Raw genomic sequence first — 20,121 nt, 5'->3', positions numbered from 1 at the left:
GTCGGGTCGCATCATGATCGATGGGCTCCTGAGAGAATCGGGAGCCCAGCATCTGGCATTAGCTTAGTGCTTTGAATGTGGGGTTAATGGAGCGGTTACCGTTGTTCTTACAAGGACCATGCCAGTTTTCAGGTCCCTGATAGAACAAGCCGTAAGGCAAGTTGTTCGTCAAGTTCTTATGGGTTTGGCTGGCGGGCGGATCAGAGACTGCGCAATATTGTGCCAGCTGCTGTCAGCACTTGCGCACGTGTTATTCAACCCGGTATGTCGTAGGTTTCAGGCATTTTTCAACTGTTTCTGGCTTTTTTGGTGCGCATTTTTTTGCGCACTTGCCCGTTTGTTGTCATTCGTGAACTGGCAAGGTGACTGTGTGTCGGGTAACCAGATTATTCTCGATTTCCTACATTTAATTTTTTCTGGCTTGTAGGAAAAGTCTGATATTTATCAGGCGTTGAAAAATAGGCTTGTGAAAAAAATTGTACAACCTTAGTGTTGGCCTTCTGCAAGAGGGCGCCGACAGTCAACTCTCTTTTTAAACCAGTCATTGGTAAGGAATAAGTGGTGGCTCAGTTGGATCAACTCTTGAATCAGTTTATTGGTGTTGCACAGCGTCCAATAAACGGGCTTGACGACGCAGGAGAAGATATTCGTTTTTCGCCGGAATTCGATGCGTTGGAAGCTGAGCTCAATATTACCGAGTCGGGTTTGCGCAGCAGCAACGTTGACTGGATCAAGGTTCGACAGGGATGTGAGTCTATTCTTTGCGAACAATCCAAGGATCTGCGAGTTGCGTGCTGGCTGGTGTGGGCGCTCTATCAATGTGATTCGTTTCCAGGTCTGCTGGCCGGCATGGGGTTGTTGCACTGGCTTTGTGAGCAACGGTGGCAAGTATTACATCCCCGCAAGTCGAGAACTCGTGCAGCCGCGATGGGATGGTTGTTCTCGCGTCTTGAAAAGATTCCGATTGAAGACGTATCGATAAAAAAGCAGCGGTCGCTGTTCGAGAAACTGGCCGTTTATCTGGGGGATCTGGATGACCTGCTGGGTCGCCATTTGATCAATGATGCTCCTCTGTTGTTGCCACTGCGGCGTCGACTGACACGCGTCATTCAACAGGCTGCCCAGAACGAGGAAGCAAGGCCGACCGTCACAGAGCAGGTCAGGCATGTGGCGACTCAACTGTTTTCGAAAAGCCAAGCCATAGGCAGCGAAAAAGATGCTCGTCAGGCGTGGAGCGCCCATCGAGAGTCTGCTTATTGCCTCACAGCATGGTGGTTGCAGCAAAAGACAACAGACTTGCGTGCCTTGCGACTGAACCGGACCGTACTCTGGCTGGATATCGAGAATGCGCCTCCCAGTAATGCCGACGGTATTACCGAACTGCGCGGCGTGCCGTCAGACGGCGTGAAGATTTACAGGGAGCGGCTTGAACAAGGTCATTACGCAGATTTGATTGTACGGGTCGAGTCCAGTCTGACGGGATGCCCGTTCTGGCTGGAAGGTCAACGCATTGTCTGGGAGTGCTTGAAAGGTTTGAATGCCGACTCGGCAGCGGAAGAAGTTGAAGTTCAGTTGGCGGTGTTGCTGCAACGGATACCGACACTTATCGATTTGCGCTTTCAGGACGGCCAGCCGTTTGCCGACACTGAAACCCGGGACTGGATAGCCGCTCACGTATTGCCAATTGTAATGCCTTCACAGCCTGTTACAAGTGCTTCGGGTGTGGATGAACAGCCCACCTGGGATGCAGTTTATCATGAACTTGTACCCGGTTTACGGGGAGGCGGCTTCAGAGCCGCGGTCAGTATCATCAAGCAGCACATTGGTGATGCTCGTGGCGGTAGAGCCTGTTTTTATTGGCAGTTTACGCTGGCCCGTATCTGTTACGAAGCGAAGAAATACGAGTTGGCCAGAGTGCAACTTGAAATGCTGGATCAGCAGATTCAGGCACTTGATCTTCACGCATGGGAGCCTGATGTTGTTTTAAACGTCTGGCGCTTATTGCACCTGTGTTATCAACGGCTTCCGCAAAATAACGATTCCAGTCTGGGTAAGGACGTGTATCGACGGTTGTGTTATCACGATCTGGAAACCGTGCTGGGTAAAAACTAGGCAGTTCAATTTTAATCAAGGAAAATTCATGGCCAAAGAAGGCTCCATCGCGCCCAAAGAACGCGTAAACATTAGATTCAAACCAGCAACGGGTGACGTTCAGCAACAAGTTGAGCTGCCGTTGAAACTTCTGGTTCTGGGTGATTTTGTTCAGCGCAGTGATGAGCGCAAGCTCGAAGATCGCAAGTCGATCAGTGTCGACAAAAATAACTTCGATGATGTGCTCGAGAAGCAGGAGTTGGCACTTTCTCTGAGTGTCCGCAATCGGCTGGATGAAAGCAGTGACGGTATGGATCTGTCGGTGCGCATCAACGTGACGTGTATGAAGGACTTCAATCCGGCCAATCTCGTCGAGCAGATTCCTGAAATGAAAAAGCTCATGGAGCTGCGCGAAGCGCTGATGGCGCTCAAAGGGCCTCTGGGTAACACACCCGCTTTTCGCAAGGCTATTGAAAGTGTCTTGATGGATGACCAGTCACGGCATCGAGTACTGAAAGAGCTGGGCCTTGATGCAGCGTCTGAACAAGGCGTTTGATCCACAACAGGATGTGAATGTATGAGCACCAACCCTGCACAACAGAACAGTCATCAAGCTTTGGACAACGGAATTCTCGATCAGATTATTGCGCAGACCAAGCTCGCCCCTGGTGAAGATGCTTATGACATCGCCAAGCGCGGCGTGGCGGCTTTCATCGAAGAATTGCTGAAGCCACATAACAGCCAGGAGCCCGTGAAAAAGGCGTTGGTTGACCGTATGATCACTGAAATCGACGCCAGACTGAGCCTTCAGATGGACGAGATTCTGCACCATCCCGAGTTTCAGACGCTGGAGTCATCCTGGCGCGGACTTCACCTGCTGGTTGATCGCACTGACTTCCGTGAAAACATCAAGATCGAGCTGTTGAGTGTTTCGAAGCAGGACTTGCTGGAAGACTTCGAAGACTCGCCGGAGGTCATGCAGTCGGGTTTGTACAAGCATGTATACACGGCAGAATACGGCCAGTTCGGCGGTAATCCAGTCGGCGCGATCATTGCCAACTATTTCTTTTCGCCCAGCGCCCCCGATGTCAAAACCATGCAGTACGTTTCCAGCGTCGCCTGCATGGCCCACGCCCCGTTTATTGCTGCAGCAGGTCCGCGTTTCTTCGGTCTTGATCAATTCACCGGTCTGCCGGATCTGAAGGACCTCAAGGATCATTTCGACGGTCCCCAATTCACCAAGTGGCAGAGCTTTCGTCAGCACGAAGACGCTCGTTACTTCGCATTGACGGTGCCGCGTTTCCTGCTTCGCAGCCCGTACGATCCGGAAGAAAATCCGGTCAAGAGTTTTGCTTACAGAGAAAACGTGTCGATTGACCATGAGCATTATCTATGGGGCAACACAGCATATGCGTTTGCCACCAGACTGACTGACAGCTTTGCCAAGGTCCGCTGGTGCCCGAATATTGTCGGGCCACAGAGCGGCGGTGCGGTCGATGACCTGCCATTGCATCGATTTCACAGTATGGGTGAAATCGAGACCAAGATTCCGACCGAGGTACTGGTGTCGGATCGTCGTGAATACGAACTGGCCGAAGAAGGTTTCATTGCGCTGACCATGCGCAAGGGCAGCGACAACGCCGCGTTCTTTTCGGCCAGTTCCGTGCAGAAGCCCAAATTCTTTGGCAACAGCCCGGAAGGCAAGACCGCTGAGCTCAACTACAAGCTGGGCACGCAACTGCCTTACATGATGATCATCAACCGGCTGGCGCATTACCTCAAGGTTCTGCAGCGAGAGCAGATCGGGTCCTGGAAGGAGCGCGCGGACCTTGAACTCCATTTGAACAAGTGGATTCGTCAGTACATCGCTGATCAGGACAACCCCAGTGCGGAAACGCGCGGAAGGCGTCCGCTGCGTTCCGCGCAGGTCACGGTCAGTGACGTTGAAGGTGAGGCAGGTTGGTATCGTGTGAGTTTGAACGTCCGTCCTCATTTCAAATACATGGGTGCAGATATCACGCTTTCCCTGGTGGGGAAGATGGATAAGGAATGAACAGCGGAGCGCTGAGATGAGCCGCGAAGGCAGCCTGTTCGAGCGGCTTCTCAAAGAGCCTGACGCATCAGATCCGCTGGATCGAGAAAGCTGTGTGATGCGCTCTGTCAGCGCCCACCTTGGCAAGATGCTGAGTGTGCGCGTTGGCAGTGTGCAGACAGTGCCTGACTACGGCCTCCCAGACCTGAACGATATGAAGCTGAGTCTCAACGAAACGCGGACTCAGGCTCGGCTGGCTATTGAAGCGCTCATTCAGCGCTACGAACCGCGTTTGACCGATGTCGTTGTAACGGCTTTCAACGAAGACAATGACCCGCTCAGGCGTGCGTTCGGTATCAAGGCTTCACTGCAGGTAGGCGGAGTGAAGAGGGCGGTGAAGTTCACCGCCAACCTGGGCTCAAGTGGCGAGGTCAGGGTGATTCACACCTGACGCTGTTTCCGGCAGTACAAATATCGATCCCTGTTTTCAAATTATCCGGTGGGCAAGTCGTGTCTTTCAACCAGTACTACCAGAATGAGCTGACGGCGTTGCGTCAATTGGGTCGCCGTTTTTCCGAGCGCAATCCGGCCCTGGCTCCGTTTCTCGGCCAGCCTGGAAAAGATCCGGATGTAGAACGATTGTTGGAGGGGTTCGCTTTTCTGACCGGTCGCTTGCGTCAGAAGCTGGATGATGATTTGCCCGAGCTGACTCATTCGTTGATGCAGTTGTTATGGCCGAACTACATGCGACCGCTGCCTTCGGTCAGCATGCTTCAGTTCGACCCATTGGATCGTCCTGGACCCGGATTGACCGTCGAGCGCGATACCCCGGTGGAGAGCGAGCCTGTCAGCGGCCAGATCTGCCGCTTTCGTACCTGTTTTGCGACGGAGGTTTTGCCGTTGAAGCTGACGCGTTTTGATTGCTCGGCTTACGGTGAGGGGGCGGTAATAAAAGTGCAGCTGGAGCTCAACTGCGACGGCAACCTGGGTGATCTGGATTTGCGTCGGGTGCGGTTGCATCTCGCGGGTGATCGGATGGTCAGTCAGGAGTTGTATCTTGGACTGCTGCGCAAGCTGTTGAGTATAAGGTTGATTCCCCTTGATGCGCAGGGCGCGCCTCTGCTCGACAACAGCGCAAACATCATTGAGCTCGACGTGCCTGTCGATCAGGTCAGGCCGGTCGGTTTTGCTGAAGATGAAGCGCTGATTCCTTATCCGTTGAATACGTTCAGGGGGTATCGCTACTTGCAGGAGTATTTTTTCTTTCCGGAGAAGTTTCTGTTTGTCGATGTATCAGGGTTTGAGGTGCTGGGTTCGTTGACGGGTGAGGTGCTTGAACAGACTCGCGCTGTGCAACTGGTTTTTGACATGGCGAGCAGTGACATTCAGAACCTGCGCCCGACGATCGACAATGTGAAGCTGTATTGCACGCCCGTGGTGAATCTTTTCAAGCAGGACGCCATACCTGTTCTCGCTGATGCCAGGCAGGACGAATACCTGCTTAGCCCTTCACATGAAGGTCAGGGAAGTTGCGGCGTTTATTCGGTCGACAAAGTTACCGGGTGGCAGCCGGGTGGGCTGGGCTATCAGCACTATGTGCCCTTTGAATCATTCGAGCATGATCCTGCATTCGGAGCCAAGGCCGACTGTGGCCATTACAGTGTCAGACACAAGCCGTCGCTGCACCACGACGGTCTTGATACCTACCTCAGTTTTGGCCAGCGCGGAGCACAGCCGCTTGAAACAGTCTCGATTGAACTGACGTGCACCAATCATGATTTGCCTGCGCGGATCAGCGCGGGCGGAATCTGTCGGTCTTGTGAAGGTACACCAGACTTTTTGAAGTTTCGCAATATAACCAAAGCGACTCCCAGTTATCCCCCGCCCATTGACCGTGATTTTTTCTGGCGGGTGATCAGCAACATGTCACTCAACTACCTGTCGCTGGCGAACGTCGATGCGTTGAAAGTCATTCTTGAAACCTATGACTTGCCTCGCCATCACGACCAGCAGGCAGAGCGCATCAGCCAGCATCTCATGAACGCCCTTAAATCGATTCGCCATGAATCGGTTGATCGTTTGTATCAGGGCCTCCCATTGCGGGGTGTAAAAACCGAACTGGTCATCGACCCCAGTGGCTATGTGGGCGAAGGCCATCTGTTTCTGTTCGCGTCGGTCATCAACGAGTTTTTCGCGTTGTACGCCAGCCTCAACTCGTTTCATGAATTGCAGGTCAAAAGTACTCAAGGAGGAATGTATCAATGGACGCCACGCATGGGGCTGCAACCGCTGCTTTAGCAGCACTCGGCCCAGTGGTCCGTGAGTATTCCATCTACCAGGCGATACCGCTGATTCTGAACTCGCTGGCTGAGATTTACCCTGGTCTGAATGAGGAACAGCTTCATGATTTTCTTGAGCTCCAGGCCAACCCGAGTTTCGGGTTCCCGGGCAGCGACATTGATCGGCTGGAGGTATTTGAAGAGCACGGGCTGTTACGCGTAAAGCTGCGCCTCAACGTTATCGGCCTGATTGGTGCGGCGTCGCCGTTACCGGTTTTTTATGCAGAACAAGCGTTGGGGTACAGCGAAAAGATCAACACGACGCGTGACTTCATGGATGTTTTTCACCATAGGCTGCAAAAACTGATGGTGCCTGTATGGCGCAAGTACCGTTATCACGCGATGTTCCTGAACGGTGCACGTGACCCGTTCTCCGAACAATTGTTTGCATTGATTGGATTGGGCGGCAGCAGGATCCGTGATGCGAAAGCGCTTAACTGGAAGCGGCTATTGCCTTATCTGGGGCTGTTGAGTTTGCGGGCGCACTCGGCGGCGCTGGTCGAGGCTGTACTGCGTTACTACTTCAAACATCCCGCTTTGTTCATTGAACAGTGTGTCGAGCGCTCGGTAAGTATTTCGCGAACGCAGCTCAATCGCCTGGGTAAAGCCAATCATCAGTTGGGTGAGGATGCTGTGCTGGGCGAGCGGGTTCGCGACCGCAGTGGCAAGTTTCGCGTACACATCAAGCAGCTTGGCTGGGACCGCTTTCATGAATTTCTACCGACCGGCTCGGGCTATTCCCCACTGGGCGCGCTGGTGCGGTTCACGCTGCGTGATCCCCTGGATTACGACATCTGCCTGCAACTGCTTCATGAAGACATCCGGTCGCTGCGCATCGGCGAGATGAACACGTGTCACCTCGGCTGGACCACATGGCTGGGGCGCGAAGAGGCCGATGGCTTAGTAGTAATTGGCAGACCGATTTTTTGAGGAGTTATCCATGATCAACGTGGATCTGCAACAACTGGTCAAGGCGCTGGACGCTGTGACCCGGCAAGACCTGGAAGGTACGGCAGAGCGTTGCGTGGCCCGTGGTGGAAGCAGGATTCTAGTGGAAGACCTGTTGCAGGCATTGCTGGACCGGCCTCAGGGCTTGCTGGCCCGTGCTCTGAAAGATGCAGGGGTCGAACATGCGCAACTGACATGCGAGTTGCAGCCTGCAATCGAACACAGCGCGACCTGCAACCCTGTTTTCGCTCCCGAGCTTGTTCAATGGCTTCAGGACGCCTTGCTGGTGGCCACTCTGGAACTGGGGCAAAACCACATTGATCAGGCCGCTTTGATCCTTGCAGTCCTGCGTAATCCCTTGCGCTATGCCGGAAGCCGTTACCAGCCATTGCTGGCCAGAATAGACAGCGATCGTCTGCGCGATTTCGCCCTGAGTGAACAACCCGCATCCGGTGCGGGCGCCGCGAGCCTCGAACAGGAATCCTTGCTGGCGCGCTTCACCCATGACCTGACACGTCAGGCACGTGACGGAGAAATTGATCCGGTGCTGTGCCGTGACGACTCGATTCGTCAGATGATCGACATCCTGTCCCGCAGGCGCAAGAACAACCCGATTGTGGTCGGCGAGGCCGGTGTCGGCAAGACTGCGATTGTCGAAGGTCTGGCGTTGAAGATCGTCCGGGGGGAGGTGCCGGAGTCATTGCAGGGTGCAGAGCTGCTGTCGCTGGACATGGGCCTGCTTCAGGCGGGAGCCAGCATCAAGGGGGAGTTCGAGCGACGCCTGAAGGGCGTCATGGACGAAGTAAGACTTTCGCCTCGATCCATCGTCCTGTTTATCGACGAAGCCCACACGCTGATTGGTTCGGGTGGGCAAGCCGGTGGCTCCGACGCCGCCAACTTGCTGAAACCTGCTCTGGCACGTGGGGAGCTGCGGACAATCGCTGCCACCACGTGGTCTGAGTACAAGAAATATTTCGAGAAGGATCCGGCGCTGGCCCGTCGCTTTCAGCCGGTCCGGGTGCTTGAGCCAACGGTTGATCAGGCCATTACTATTTTGCGTGGGCTGGCGCCGATTTACGAAAAGAGCCACGGCGTTTATCTGCGTGATGATGCGGTGGTCGCCGCGGCCCGTCTCTCGGCTCGCTATCTCAGTGGCAGACAACTGCCTGACAAGGCTGTGGACTTGCTCGACACGGCCTGTGCGCGTGTTCGTATCGGACTGGCCGCGCTGCCCGAGCAGCTTGAGAGCCTTCGTACCGAATGTGTTCGGGGGCAGCGCCAATTGGAAGCAATGACTCGTGACGCAGCGGCAGGTTTGTCTGTGGATCAGAACGTTCTGGATACCCTGACGGTTCAGTTGCAGCAACTCGGTACGCAGGCCGTCCTGATGGAGAGTCGCTGGAATGAGCAACGTATTTCTGCCGGCAGAGTGCTTGACCTGCGTCGGCAGATATCGCAATACCAGGCTAGTCCGGTAGACGCATCTCCAGCGCCGCTGGCAATGGTATCCGAACTTGAGCTGACTGAGCTGAGAGCCGAACAGGCCTTGCTCTACAAGACTCTCGCTGATATCCCCCCCACCGAACGATTGGTGAGTGTCGAAGTTTGCCCGACGATGGTCGCAGACGTGGTCAGCGCATGGACTGGCGTTCCGCGCTCACAGCTGACTCAGGAGTACAGTGCAACGGTCGCGACGTTTGCCAGCAATATGCGAGCGCGCATTCGTGGGCAGGATCAGGCAGTTCAAGCGCTTGATCGGGCCATGCGGGCAGTTGCAGCGGGTTTGAACAAGCCAGAGGGGCCGGTGGGCGTCTTCCTGCTGGTTGGCCCGAGCGGTGTGGGCAAGACCGAGACGGCAATTGCGTTGGCTGATCTGCTGTATGGCGGCGAGCGCTTTCTGACCACCATCAACATGTCCGAATTTCAGGAAAAGCACACCGTGTCCCGGCTGATCGGCGCGCCTCCAGGATACATCGGTTATGGCGAGGGCGGCATGCTGACCGAAGCCGTGCGGCATAAGCCTTATTCAGTGGTCCTGCTCGACGAGGTCGAAAAAGCCGACCCCGATGTACTCAATCTGTTTTATCAGATCTTCGACAAGGGTGTGGTCAATGACGGGGAGGGGCGAGAGATCGACTTCCGCAACACATTGATCCTGATGACCTCCAACCTGGCCAGCGAGCGAATCAGTGCACTCTGCCACAATCAGCAACGACCTGACGTCGGCGTGCTGGAAGCGGAAATCAGACCGTTGTTGAGCGCGCACTTCAAGCCTGCATTGCTGGCTCGAATGTCTGTGGTGCCGTATTACCCGATTGGAAACGAGGTGCTTCGCGAACTGGTCGACATAAAGCTGAATCGCCTGGGTGATCGTCTGCAAAACCGAGGCGTGTCATTAAGCCTTTCGCCGACGCTGGTCACCTGTGTGCTTGAACGCTGCTCGTCCGGCGACAGCGGTGCTCGAATGATCGATCACGTCCTTGATACCTGTGTGACACCCGCCATCGCTGACCGTCTGCTGGACGCCATGTCGCGATGCGAGCCTGTCAGTCAGCTCCATGTCACGCTTGATGGCGCTGGCTGTATCGTCTGTGAGTGTGCCTAGGATGGGTTCAATGTTCCTGGCTGTGCACGAGCCACTTGGGTATGCGCAGAAACTGTGTTCGCACTACGCAGCATTGTCGCAACTCGGCGACAGCGAGGCCTTGTTGCATGATTTTGTTCGTACTGCATCTGAACTCAGCGAGTGTGAATTGGCCCAGGTTTTTTTGGTTGACGATGAGCGGCTTGTCCTGGGTGCGGCAGTGCTTGGCGGCGCTGTTCAGTCGTCGGCGTCCCAAGAAGGGGAGATTGATTACAGCACCGAACAGTTACTTCAGTTCAGCCTTGCCGAGAATCGGGCGGTTGACCTGGATGACCTGGGTTCGAGCCTGTACCAGACCGGTTTTCTGCCTGCGCGAAAAAAAGCGTGGAGGTCGCTGCTGTGCGTGCCGCTGCTCAACCGTGATGGTGTTCCCAAGGCGTTGCTGGTCTGTGCCAGCAGCGAACGTCGGGCATTGCAGGGCTTTGCTGTGTCGCTGGGTTCGCTGGGTGCTTTCGCGCTACGCCAAAGATCGTTGTTACGGCGCTTGAACCCACCACACATGATCCGCTCGCCTGCCGATCCACTGGCACCCTCCATGGATTACGGTCTGATGTGCAAGAGCGCGGTGATGCGCCAGACCTGTCATCTGATCAGCAAGGTCCTGCACAGTCCTTACATCATTTTGCTGACTGGTGAGACAGGCACCGGTAAGGAGGTCGTCTCGCGCGCGGTGCATGAATGCGGTCCTCGGCGCTCCAAAGCGTTCGTTGTACAGAACTGTGCGGCATTCCCCGAACAGTTGCTGGAGAGCGAGCTGTTCGGTTATCGCAAAGGCGCTTTCACCGGTGCTGATCGCGACCGTCGCGGGCTTTTTGAAGAGGCCGACGGCGGAACATTGCTGCTGGATGAGATTGGCGACATGCCCCTTGCGCTGCAGGCAAAAATCCTCCGTGTCTTACAGGAGGGAGAGATTCGCCCATTGGGCTCCAACGAGGTGCGCAAGGTCGATGTACGGATCATTGCCGCGACACACCGGGATTTGCCAACGCTGATTACCGAAGGGAAGTTCAGAGAAGACCTCTACTACCGACTGGCCCAGTTTCCCATCGAGTTGCCGCCTCTGCGTCAGCGCGGTGAGGACATTGAAACGCTTGCCAGGCATTTCGCTGAAAAAGCTTGCATCTGCTTGAAGCGCGACGCCGTCGAATGGTCTCCGTTGGCGCTCGCAAGCCTTGCGAATTATGCATTTCCCGGCAACGTCCGGGAGCTCAAGTCGCTTGTCGAACGCGCAGTGTTGTTATGTGACAGCGGGGTGTTGGGGCCGGAGCATTTTCCCGTGGGCCTCGAAACCTCCACACCGTTTACCAGCCCCAGGTTGCGCGACCGCCTGGAGCATTTTGAGCGCGGCATTTTACTGGAGTGCTTACGCAGCAGCGCAGGCAACCGAAGTCTTACGGCCCGCACCCTTGGATTATCGAGACGCACGCTGCTGTATCGCATCGCCCATTTCAACATAGGCGCAGCAGAGTCAGGGCGAGCCTAGCGGGCATCCGACCACCCACATTTGTTTCTTTTTCTGGAGATCCTCTGATGACTTCCCGTCACCGGCTTGCCCGTTTTTTGTCGTTGTTCATGTTGATGACCGTCGGCGGTTGCACGGGCCATTACACATTCAGTGATGACGAGTATCGCCCGTTGGGCGATCCAGCGTCAGTCAATCGCGATAAATGAGCGCAAGAGAAGAATTCATGGAACTGGTGTTTGAAGTCATCAACCCGCACAGCCTGAGGGAGGGCAGGGCCATGTCATGGACCTGCGGCCCCGGCGGCGGAGTCATAGGTCGCGCCGCTGATTGTGACTGGCGTATCGAGGATGCGGGGCAGCACGTGTCCAGGCATCACGCACAGATCACCTACAGCCAGGGCGAGTATTACCTGACTGATATCAGTCGCAATGGAACCGCAACAAGCCAGGCGGAAACGTTGCGCACAGGTTATCCGCAGCGCGTCCGCCAAGGCAGTCGATACCAGTTGGGCGACGTCGAAATCGAGGCGTATCTCGGCGCAGTGAATCGCAGCCAGAGTGCCTGCTCGCTCATGACTGAAAGCGTACTGCAAGGCCTCGGATCAGACGAGCTTGACCCGCTGATCGCGCTACAGGCACATGCCCCGGTGTGTGGCGTCATGGATGGTCTTTCGTCGTTCATCGCAGGTGCCAGCGAACCTGGTCAGGGCTCTTGCTACGCTCGTCCCGAGAGAGAGCATTTGCCTTTGCCGGAGCTGGTTGCCTGTGGGGAACCCAGACTGCCTCACCGTATGACGGAGGTCCTGGCGACACAGCCAGACCTGTTCTGGAACCGGTTTGGTGTCGCGTTGGGTATGAATGTCAGTGAGCTGGATCCCGCCACTCGTGAAGCCCTGGCCGAGCGGGTCGCCGGTTTGCTCAAGCATTGCGTAACAGGCCTGCGCCAAGGCGCCTGGACGCGTAACGAGCTGGCAGAAGAATGGGGTGGCGGGCTGTCTGGTATTACCGCTGATGGTGACGACCCGTTCGAGACCGGAGACACCCGTTCCACGCTTGTGACACTCCTGTTAAAGCAGCCCGAACCCAGAGACTCTGAACGGTTGATTGCACAGGCGTTTCGAGATGCACAGGCGCATCAGGTCGCCATGCTGGCCGGGTGTCGTGCGATGACCCGCGCCCTCCTGGAAAACCTTTCCCCGAAACAGCTGCGCCTGCAATTCGGGCTTGAGGCCAACTGGCCGGTGCTGACCACCGCTGGCAGGTGTTGGCGTGCTTATCAGCGCCACCATCAAACGCTGACTTGCCAGGCTCAACAGAGCGACGGGTTCATGGCCCAGGATTTCGCTCAGGCCTACGACGAGCAGATTCGCTTGATCAATACCCTTCACTCAGGCTTACCGGAATGACGCACATGAAATTTCATTGCAAGACACCCGCCTTGCTGGTCTTGTTTTCACTGCTGGCCGGGTGTTCGGCCTTTTCACCTTATTCGACGCAGACTCGACTGCAGCTCGGGCTGACCGCGAGCGATCAGCTCAATCCGGACCTGAATGGCCGACCGTCGCCTGTTGTTCTGCGGCTGCTGGAGCTGAAGCATCCGGTGGCTTTTGAAACAAATGATTTCTTTGACTTGTATGAACGCGGCGAGGAAACCCTTTCCCGGGACCTCGTTATCAGCGAGGAGCTTGAGTTGCGTCCGGGCGAGCGCGTTGATCTGAAGTTGAGCGTGCTGCCCGGCAGTCGCTACGTAGGTGTGCTGGCGGCCTATCGCAACCTGCCACACGTCAGATGGCGTTACGTGGTTCAGCTTCAGCCCGAAGCGCAGACCCGTGCCGAGCTTGCCCTCGACGAAGATGGCTTGCACCGCACCGACGCGTTACTGGCAGGAGCGGGACGCTGATCATGAATGTCCACAAGGTTATCTGGCAGGAAGGCATGTTGCTGCGACCGCAGCATTTTCAGCATAACGATCGGTATTACGACCATCAACTGAGGATCCGAACCCGGTTGGCTGGCGGCTATATCTGGGGTTTCACGGCGCTGGAAATCGATCCGCAGTTTCTCGAATCAGGCCAGATCGTGCTCAACCAGGCGGCAGGCGTGCTGCCTGACGGTAGCGTGTTCGATCTGGGCGACCGTGACAGGCCCTTGGCGCTGGAAATACCCGCCAATACCGCGAACAAGGCGGTTTACCTGGCGCTGCCGATGGTGAGCGGGAATTGCATCGAGGCGAGGACGACCGATCAACCAGATACTGTGGCCCGCTACACGGCTTATTCGACCAACGTCTCTGACTCCAATGCCGGAGTGGTTTCTGCCACAACGATTCTGTGCGCGCGCCCCGAGTTTCGCTTGCTGATTGGCGAGCAGCCCGCTGACAACGCCCAGGTAATGCTTAAGCTGTGTCAAGTGCTGATCAGCACGCCGGACAAGGCATTACGGCTGGATACTGATTTTTCGCCAACGTTCATCAACGCCAGCGGCTCGGCTTATCTGATGTCGTGCCTGAAGGAGGTGGTCAGCCTGCTGGAGCACCGAGGCGACGCTATTGCCCGCCGGATGCGCTCCAATGGCAAGGGCGGCAGTGCGGAAGTCGGTGACTTCATGATGTTGCAGTTGATCAATCGTGCCCAGTTGCTGCTTCAGCATTACCTGGCCACGGGCAACGTTCATCCCGAAGCGCTTTATCGCGAGTTGCTTGCGCTAGTGGGTGAATTGGCCACTTTCGGTGCTGAGACACGGCGTCCGCAACTGGATAGCCGCTATCAGCATAGTAATCAGGGCGCGACGTTCAGGGCAGTCATGTCAGCCATTCGTCAGGCATTGTCCATGGTGCTGGAACAGCATGCGATGGAGCTTGAATTGCAGCAGCGCCAGTACGGCGTCCTGGTATCACCGCGTGTAGACCGACAGTTGCTGGGCTCTGCTTCGTTTGTTCTGGCGGCGCAGGCGCATTGCGAGGCGGAAGATTTACGCCATCGTTTGCCCGCGCACCTCAAGGCAGGCTCTGTGGAAAGTATCCGCGAGCTGGTCAGCCTTCACTTGCCCGGTATCAGGCTGCGGCCGCTTCCCGTTGCCCCGCGGCAGATTCCGTTCCACGCCAACAAGACCTATTTCATTCTGGATATCGACGATCAGGAGCAGGCCCGTATCGATAACTCGGGCGGTTTTGCTTTTCATGTGTCCGGAGAATTTCCCGGCCTTGAACTGCAATTTTGGGCGATCAGAAACGGATGAACAGCATGAGAAACAACCATGGCGACAAAACGGTGTTGTATCACCGTGATCAGACGGCAGCCCATCCTGTCTTGACCGACAAGGCCGACTCGCCTGGATTCGAAAACCTGCAGGAGCGCTTGATGGACAGCGCCCGTCTGGGCTCCGGCAAGCGGCTTGACCTGCATATCAATCCGCTAGTGGCTGCGGCCAGTGAGCTACTGGTGGAAATGGTCAGCCTGGCCGACGTGGACCAACGGACGGATATCCGCTCGTTGAATGTTCGGCTGTCGGAACAGGTGAAGCTTTTTGAACTGACTGCCCGGCACCATGCAATTGAAAACGACCAGCTGTTGGTTGCCCGCTACGTGCTGTGCACCGTCCTGGATGAAACGGTGCTTACCAGCGCGTGGGGCAGTTCGAGTGACTGGTCGACGATGAGCCTGCTGAGCCGCTTTCACAACGAGACATTCGGGGGCGAAAAATTCTTCCAGCTACTCGAGCGTTTGTCCGGCAACCCGCGCAAGCATCTGCCCATGCTCGAACTCATGTACCTGTGCCTCGCACTTGGTTTTGAAGGCAAATACCGTGTCGCTCACCGCGGTGACACAGAACTTGAAGTGGTCCGTGACAGGCTTTATCGGCAGATACGGCAGTCGCGAGGTGACATTCCCCGAATGCTTTCACCTCAGTGGCAAGGCAGCAAGCCGACAAGCGTCAATCATGTCCGCATCGTGCCCTTATGGTTGGTCGTACTGTTTACCGCGATGACCCTGACGATCATGTATTCGGGGTTTGCCTGGGTGCTGGGCAAACAGCGCGAGACCGTTCTCAAACCCTATCAGTCATTTGAATCCGCTGCGCCTGTGCTTCAGCCGTGACCCGAGAAACGTAATGAAAATCTTCTTCAACAAACTGGTGTGCCTGCTCGCGACTTCGTGGGTCTGGTCATTGCTGCTGATACTGCTGGCGGCCGTTTCAATCTGGCTTTTCGGACAGGAACTGGCCGTTTCGGATAACAGGTTCTGGGCAAGCGCTGCCTCGCGCCTGACGACGATCAGCCTGCTGTTTCTGTTCTGGGGGCTGGCGATGGTCTTTTTAAGCGGACGTGGCAAAAACCGTGGGCGAAAGGGCGACAGTGCTGCCGATCATGAGCGCGTGCGTCAGGACGTGTTGATTGAAAAAGAGCGCAAGGCGCTCGCTACTCGTTTCAAGGATGTGTTGCGCGTTCTGAAGGAGTCCAGCCTGTACGGTGCTCGCGGCGCACGATGGCGCCAGGAGTTGCCCTGGTATCTGCTGATCGGGCCGCAAGGCAGCGGTAAAACCAGCCTGCTGGATTTCTCGGGGCTCGATTTTCCATTGAACCGCTCCGAGCGCAAGCTGACGCGTGACACCCGAAGCACTTCGGATTGCGAGTGGTACTTCACGGATCAGGCCGTGATCATGGACACCGCTGGCCGTTATTTTAAACAACCTGCATCGCAGGTGGACGGCAGCGCGTGGACGAGTCTTTTGGGGTTGTTGCGCAATCGCCGTCGTGTGCGTCCGCTGAGCGGCATCCTGGTGACCCTGCCGATTGACATGCTGCTCAACGACGATGTTGACAACCCTCTGGATGAGCTGGCCGAAACAGTGCGTCGTCGACTCTATGAGGTTTATCAACGACTGCATGTCGATGTTCCAGTCTATCTGGTGTTGACCAAAGCCGATTCGCTGACCGGTTTCGATGAGTTTTTCGAGCAGCTGTCCAAGGAGGAAAGCGAACAGGTGCTGGGGGTGACCTTCCGAAACGGGCAGGCTGGCACTGACGTTGAGGTGCTGCGCCAAGAGTTCGAGGCGCTGTTGCAGCGTCTGGCCAGTCAACTGATTACCCGCATCCATCAGGAACGCAGTACGCAACGACGGGGCCGGATGCTCGATTTCCCCAACCAGTTCGCGCGCATTGGGTACCGCCTGGAGGTGTTCGTTGAACAGGCATTCTCGGGCAATCGTTATCAGCGGGGCAGTCAATTGAGGGGCTTTTACCTGACACGTGCGCCCCATGTCATAGGCAAGGCTGCTGCAGCCATACAAGACACGCAGGAGCGCATCGTTGGTTTGCCTGAGCTGCACGCTGGACGCGCTCGTTTCATTCATGATCTGTTGAGCCGAGTCATCTTTCCCGAGTCGGGCCTGGCAGTCCTCGACAGCCGCGCCCGTCGAAAGATCAACTGGCGCCAGCGTGGCCTGCAGGGTTTAGCTCTGGGGCTGCTGGCCGTTTTCGGTACGCTTTGGGCTCTCGGTTTCAATGCCAACCACGAACGGTTGGAAACGCTGCGTCTTCTTTCCCGGCAACTGACGCAGCAGTGGTCTTCCGTCCGTGAGCAGGACGACCTGCTTACGGTTCTGCAGCCCTTGAACACGGCTTATGAGGCGTCCCGTGTGTTCCCTGCAACCGATGAGACCGCGGTGTATGAGCGCAATGGTCTTTATCAGGGCGAGCCAGCGAACATCGTACTCAAGCAAGCGTATCACCAACAGTTGCAGGCGCAGATGTTGCCCCGTGTGGCACGCATGCTCGAAACACAGATGCAGGCCAACCTGAGTGATCGCCAGCAACTACTGGACAGTTTGCGTGCCTATCTGATGCTTCGCGATCCTGAGCGCCGCGACGTTGCATGGCTGAAAGCGCGACTCGCCTCGGACTGGTCATTACGCTACAGCGGGCACCTGGCGGCGCAGCAGCAGTTGGGGGACCACTTTGCACGCCTGCTCACCCAACCCTTCGCTCATCCTTTCAATGCTGCGCTTGTGGCTCAGGCGCGTCAGGTGTTGCGCAGCGAGTCGATGGCCCATCTGGTCTACCGCGCGCTCGTGGAAAAGGCACGTGTTCTTCCCGAGTACAGCCTGGCTCAACACATCGGACCGCAGGGCGCGTTGTTAGCGGGTGCAGACTACCGCCTTCCCGGTCTTTACACGCGCAAAGGCTATCAGCAGTTTTTCATCAGCCAGGGCAGTGCAGTCGTCAGTGAAATTCTGCGCGACAACTGGGTGTTGGGCGAAGGCAAGACGCTGAATCCGTTGCAGTTGCATGCGCTAATGGTTGAACTGGAGCAATTGTACTTTGGCGATTACGCAGATCATTGGGCAGAGCTGGTAGGCAAAGTGTCTCTACAGCCCTTTGAAGGCGCGAGGCAGGGGGCGGTCCTCATGGCTGGCCTGACATCAGCCAGTTCTCCGCTACTGCAACTGTTGATTGAGGTTCGTGAAAACACCCTGTTTCCGGTGTTGGCGGACATGGCACGTGAGCCTTCGACCGCCGCTGTGCAGGCGTTGAAAAAAGTGGGTGCGCCCGACAGCGTCGCAGCCGCGAATGGACTGATACAGGAGACCGGTGTTCAAACTATGCCCGACAACGCCAAGAGAGCGCTGCTGCGGCGCTTCACACCTCTGCATCGGCTGCTGGATAACGAAGGTGGTCCGGCTGCTGATCTGGATGCGCTGCTGGCTGCGCTCAACGACGTTCAGCTACAGATGGCTGCCCTGGCGCGTGCAGGCCAGCCTGAATTGGCCGCCTACGAGATGGCCAAGGCACGCTTGGCCGGCCAGCGTGATGCGCTGAGCCAACTGCGCCAGACCGCTTCCCGGTTACCCCAGCCGGTCGCGGGTTGGCTCAACGATCTGGCTGAAAGCACTTGGGGCCATGTTCTTTACCAATCGCATCAGTACCTAAATCAACGCTACAGGGATGAGCTCTACACGTTTTACGGCCAGGCGCTGGACAAACGCTATCCCTTTGATGCGCATAGCAGCAGCGATGTGGCACTCAACGATTTTCGGGAGTTTTTCAAGTCGCAGGGCCTCGCCGAGCGGTTTTTTGACAGCTACCTGAAACCCTTTGTCAGCGGCGATCCCGGGCACTATCGCTTACGGAGTATTGATGGCCTCAGTCTGCCGATGAGCCGTGCTTATCTGGATCAGATGGCCAAGGTAAGCCGGATCCGCAAGAGCTTTTTCGCCAGCGACACGCAAGAACCGCAGGTGCAGTTCAAGCTTGAGCCTTATACGCTGGATCAAAGTGTCAGCAGAGCGGAGTTTCGCTTGGGCGATCAGTCCATGGAGTACCGGCACGGTCCGATTGTGTCAGCACTGTTTACCTGGCCAACCGATGTCGATGATGGTCGCGCCAGCCTGGTATTGGATCGCAGCGCAGGGCGGCCCTTGGGGCTGGAAAAAAATACCGGCCCATGGTCGCTTTTTCGACTGTTTGACCTGATGCAGACCGAGCCATTGAAAGGGCGGGATGTACTGGTACTCAAGGCCGATCTGGGCGGAATGCGCGCCAACTATCTGTTGATGAGCCAGCGTTCACCGAACCCGTTCGACATGTCTGTGCTGCGCAGCTTCCGTATGCCTGCACAACTCTGATGTACGCTGAAAACCTTCGCAGTCCAGACAAGTCCAGCAGTACGTTGCCCGAGGTACTGGCTGGACGCTACCGGATTGAACGTCTGTTGGGCGCTGGCGGGATGGGCGCGGTCTACCAGGCCCGCGATCTGCTGCATGAACAGTTTGGCGAGCCGGATTCGCGTGTCGCGATAAAGGTGCTGAACGATGACCTTGCGCATACTGCTGACGCAGGCACTTTGCTTTATCGAGAGTTTGCCCTGACACGCCAGTTGCATCATCCCCACATCCTTCGTATCCACGCGTTTGATGTGGACATTGCCTCAGGCGGCGCTTTTCTGGTTCAGGACCTCATGCGCGGCCTGACGCTCGACTGCCTTATGCATGAACGGCCCGAGGGATTGCCTTGGCATGAGCTGCAGAGCATCGCCGTGACACTGCTCGATGCGTTGGGCCACGCTCATCAGCGGGGTGTCCTGCATGGCGATGTCAAACCCGGCAATATCATGCTGACCGAGCAGGGTTTACGGCTGTTTGATTTTGGCCTGGCTCACCCCTTGGAGGGCGTTCAGGCAGGCCTGCCGCAGTTGCACCCAAATGGGCTCCGTGCCTGGACTCCGCGCTACACCGCGCCTGAGCGATGCGATGGAGCATCGCTGACTGAAAAGGCCGAAGTTTATGCCGTCGCGTGCGTGTTGTATGAACTCGCGTCCGGTGAGCATCCGTTCGGTCTTGCAACCGATGTATCCGTCGGCAAGCCTCGATCTGACCGGCGGCTCGAAAGACCCGAGAGTCTGCCAACCGCATGCTGGGCCACGTTACGCAGCGCACTGGCGTCGGACCCCAGGGACAGGACAGCCAGCGCCGACCAGCTTTGCGCGTTGTTTCGTGCGGCGCCCGCTGCACGGTCAATGCGCTGGTTTTGAGATGACGTTAGCCTTGCCGGGCTCACCGGTTTATCGTTGTGTCGCAAACATGAACGAACCGCAAACGAGGACTGC

15 protein-coding genes are annotated in these 20,121 nt (G+C 56.5%); all 15 read left to right on the top strand.

The window, feature by feature from the left end; translation table 11 throughout:
• The first annotated feature begins 561 nt into the window (after window positions 1-561).
• Genes tssA through KDX37_RS13390 form a run of 15 tightly spaced genes read left to right on the top strand, consistent with a single transcriptional unit; the run spans window position 562 to window position 20,046 of the window.
• Window positions 562-2,112 (top strand): type VI secretion system protein TssA, encoded by a 1,551-nt coding sequence (gene tssA, locus KDX37_RS13460; RefSeq protein WP_231653197.1) that lies wholly within the window; start codon window positions 562-564, stop codon window positions 2,110-2,112.
• 28 nt (window positions 2,113-2,140) lie between these two features.
• Complete coding sequence (tssB, locus tag KDX37_RS13455) at window positions 2,141-2,647, top strand: type VI secretion system contractile sheath small subunit (RefSeq protein ID WP_231653196.1); 507 nt, start codon at window positions 2,141-2,143, stop codon at window positions 2,645-2,647.
• A gap of 21 nt (window positions 2,648-2,668) precedes the next feature.
• Complete coding sequence (tssC, locus tag KDX37_RS13450) at window positions 2,669-4,144, top strand: type VI secretion system contractile sheath large subunit (RefSeq protein ID WP_231653195.1); 1,476 nt, start codon at window positions 2,669-2,671, stop codon at window positions 4,142-4,144.
• Window positions 4,145-4,160: 16 nt separating this feature from the next.
• Window positions 4,161-4,574 carry a type VI secretion system baseplate subunit TssE gene (gene tssE, locus KDX37_RS13445; protein ID WP_231653194.1) on the top strand — a complete coding sequence of 138 codons (414 nt, stop codon included), beginning with the start codon at window positions 4,161-4,163 and terminating at the stop codon, window positions 4,572-4,574.
• Window positions 4,575-4,633: 59 nt separating this feature from the next.
• Window positions 4,634-6,421 (top strand): type VI secretion system baseplate subunit TssF, encoded by a 1,788-nt coding sequence (gene tssF / locus KDX37_RS13440; RefSeq protein WP_231653193.1) that lies wholly within the window; start codon window positions 4,634-4,636, stop codon window positions 6,419-6,421.
• Entirely contained in the window at window positions 6,385-7,392 is a 1,008-nt protein-coding gene (gene tssG / locus KDX37_RS13435; RefSeq protein ID WP_231653192.1) for a type VI secretion system baseplate subunit TssG, read from the top strand. The genes tssF and tssG overlap by 37 nt, the downstream gene beginning before the upstream one ends.
• Before the next feature lie 10 nt (window positions 7,393-7,402).
• Window positions 7,403-10,015, top strand: coding sequence for a type VI secretion system ATPase TssH (tssH, locus tag KDX37_RS13430; protein ID WP_231653191.1), 2,613 nt, complete (start codon window positions 7,403-7,405; stop codon window positions 10,013-10,015).
• A gap of 10 nt (window positions 10,016-10,025) precedes the next feature.
• Window positions 10,026-11,537, top strand: a complete 1,512-nt coding sequence (locus KDX37_RS13425; RefSeq protein WP_231653190.1) for a sigma-54 interaction domain-containing protein — start codon at window positions 10,026-10,028, stop codon at window positions 11,535-11,537.
• 47 nt (window positions 11,538-11,584) lie between these two features.
• Complete coding sequence (locus KDX37_RS13420; RefSeq protein ID WP_231653189.1) at window positions 11,585-11,725, top strand: type VI secretion protein; 141 nt, start codon at window positions 11,585-11,587, stop codon at window positions 11,723-11,725.
• Between the two features lie 17 nt (window positions 11,726-11,742).
• On the top strand, window positions 11,743-12,924 hold the full coding sequence (locus tag KDX37_RS13415) for a type VI secretion system-associated FHA domain protein (protein ID WP_231653188.1): 1,182 nt from the start codon (window positions 11,743-11,745) through the stop codon (window positions 12,922-12,924).
• Between the two features lie 5 nt (window positions 12,925-12,929).
• Window positions 12,930-13,418, top strand: a complete 489-nt coding sequence (gene tssJ, locus KDX37_RS13410; RefSeq protein ID WP_231653187.1) for a type VI secretion system lipoprotein TssJ — start codon at window positions 12,930-12,932, stop codon at window positions 13,416-13,418.
• 2 nt (window positions 13,419-13,420) lie between these two features.
• Window positions 13,421-14,755, top strand: a complete 1,335-nt coding sequence (tssK, locus tag KDX37_RS13405) for a type VI secretion system baseplate subunit TssK (protein ID WP_231653186.1) — start codon at window positions 13,421-13,423, stop codon at window positions 14,753-14,755.
• Window positions 14,752-15,615, top strand: coding sequence for a type IVB secretion system protein IcmH/DotU (gene icmH / locus KDX37_RS13400; protein WP_406642180.1), 864 nt, complete (start codon window positions 14,752-14,754; stop codon window positions 15,613-15,615). The genes tssK and icmH overlap by 4 nt, the downstream gene beginning before the upstream one ends.
• Before the next feature lie 13 nt (window positions 15,616-15,628).
• The gene (tssM, locus tag KDX37_RS13395) at window positions 15,629-19,141 is read left to right on the top strand and encodes a type VI secretion system membrane subunit TssM (RefSeq protein WP_231653184.1); all 3,513 of its coding nucleotides are present in this window, start codon (window positions 15,629-15,631) and stop codon (window positions 19,139-19,141) included.
• Complete coding sequence (locus tag KDX37_RS13390) at window positions 19,141-20,046, top strand: serine/threonine-protein kinase (protein ID WP_231653183.1); 906 nt, start codon at window positions 19,141-19,143, stop codon at window positions 20,044-20,046. Before tssM ends, KDX37_RS13390 begins: the two co-directional genes overlap by 1 nt.
• Window positions 20,047-20,121: the final 75 nt, after the last annotated feature.

Origin of the sequence: Pseudomonas californiensis (assembly GCF_021147775.1) — a bacterium.
Classification (GTDB): domain Bacteria; phylum Pseudomonadota; class Gammaproteobacteria; order Pseudomonadales; family Pseudomonadaceae; genus Aquipseudomonas; species Aquipseudomonas californiensis.
Note: the sequence above shows the minus strand (reverse complement) of the source record. Positions and strands in the feature narration are given on the sequence as shown.

Coding starts and splice junctions, on each gene's coding strand:
- tssH (WP_231653191.1), top strand. CDS start 7,403: ATGATCAACGTGGATCTGCAACAACTGGTCAAGGCGCTGGACGCTGTG.
- tssC (WP_231653195.1), top strand. CDS start 2,669: ATGAGCACCAACCCTGCACAACAGAACAGTCATCAAGCTTTGGACAAC.
- tssE (WP_231653194.1), top strand. CDS start 4,161: ATGAGCCGCGAAGGCAGCCTGTTCGAGCGGCTTCTCAAAGAGCCTGAC.
- KDX37_RS13425 (WP_231653190.1), top strand. CDS start 10,026: ATGTTCCTGGCTGTGCACGAGCCACTTGGGTATGCGCAGAAACTGTGT.
- tssK (WP_231653186.1), top strand. CDS start 13,421: ATGAATGTCCACAAGGTTATCTGGCAGGAAGGCATGTTGCTGCGACCG.
- tssM (WP_231653184.1), top strand. CDS start 15,629: ATGAAAATCTTCTTCAACAAACTGGTGTGCCTGCTCGCGACTTCGTGG.
- tssJ (WP_231653187.1), top strand. CDS start 12,930: ATGAAATTTCATTGCAAGACACCCGCCTTGCTGGTCTTGTTTTCACTG.
- KDX37_RS13390 (WP_231653183.1), top strand. CDS start 19,141: ATGTACGCTGAAAACCTTCGCAGTCCAGACAAGTCCAGCAGTACGTTG.
- tssG (WP_231653192.1), top strand. CDS start 6,385: ATGGACGCCACGCATGGGGCTGCAACCGCTGCTTTAGCAGCACTCGGC.
- icmH (WP_406642180.1), top strand. CDS start 14,752: ATGAACAGCATGAGAAACAACCATGGCGACAAAACGGTGTTGTATCAC.
- KDX37_RS13415 (WP_231653188.1), top strand. CDS start 11,743: ATGGAACTGGTGTTTGAAGTCATCAACCCGCACAGCCTGAGGGAGGGC.
- tssB (WP_231653196.1), top strand. CDS start 2,141: ATGGCCAAAGAAGGCTCCATCGCGCCCAAAGAACGCGTAAACATTAGA.
- KDX37_RS13420 (WP_231653189.1), top strand. CDS start 11,585: ATGACTTCCCGTCACCGGCTTGCCCGTTTTTTGTCGTTGTTCATGTTG.